Consider the following 465-nt stretch of genomic DNA (forward strand, 5'->3'; position numbering starts at 1 on the left):
ACGGTGGTCATAGCGCTGATGATCGGCATTGAGGAATACGCCGCCGGCGGCCAGCAGCCCGGCGACGTTACGGTACAACGCCAGCTGCTGCTCCGGCATCAGCCAGTGCAGCGCCGTGCTGGACACCGCCGCCTGCGGCGTGGGGCCGGACAGCACGGAAAAACAGGCAGGATCCGCCAGATCGGCCTGCAGAATGCGGATCCGATCGCCGTACGCCGCCAGCGCGCCGCGCGCCACCGCCAGCAGCAGCGGATCGAGATCGATGGCGGTCACTCTGGCCTGCGGAAAACGCTGCAAAATACGCAGGCTCAGCGATCCCGGGCCACAGGCCAGATCCAGCACGTGAAAATCCTGGCCGACGGCCAGCGCCAGCACGTCCAGTTGGGCGTTAAAACGCGCTTCGCGTTCGGCGATGTAAGCCGCCTGCTGGCGATCCCAGGAGTCCAGCAGCGAAGAGAATGAAAC

The 465-nt window shown here is 65.8% G+C and carries 1 protein-coding gene; it reads right to left on the reverse strand.

Annotated elements, in window-relative coordinates; translation table 11 throughout:
* The coding region (locus HFC70_RS26335) for a trans-aconitate 2-methyltransferase (RefSeq protein WP_168476294.1) at window positions 1–465 on the reverse strand (465 nt) is incomplete at both ends.

The sequence above is a fragment of the Agrobacterium sp. a22-2 genome, assembly GCF_012276985.1.
GTDB lineage: Bacteria > Pseudomonadota > Alphaproteobacteria > Rhizobiales > Rhizobiaceae > Allorhizobium.